At 72.2% G+C, this 263-nt stretch carries 1 pseudogene; it reads left to right on the forward strand.

Features of this window, described 5'->3' with window-relative positions:
- Nucleotides 1–263 (forward strand): annotated as a pseudogene (locus SB771_RS35105) (indole acetimide hydrolase); the annotation flags it as partial.

Genomic DNA, 263 nt, shown 5'->3' on the forward strand with positions numbered 1-263 from the left:
GGACCGACGGCGCGCGCGCCGTCGGTCCATCGGCGGCATCGGCGGCATCAGTATCCACGGCATCCGAAGTATCCGCCGCATCCGTACCATGCCGCTTGCGATTCGATTCGGCCTGCAATTCGCCGCGCGCCCGGCCGCCTACGCCCCGACCGTTCCCAACCGCCTGCATGATGCCCCACGTGCGCCCGCGCGCGCCCCGGGCTACCATCGCGCTGCGCGCGGCATGCCGGACAGGGCCTTCGGTACGCCGCCCGTTTCCCGAT

It is taken from the genome of Burkholderia sp. SIMBA_051 (genome assembly GCF_046534915.1).
In the GTDB taxonomy this organism is placed as follows: Bacteria; Pseudomonadota; Gammaproteobacteria; order Burkholderiales; family Burkholderiaceae; genus Burkholderia; species Burkholderia ambifaria.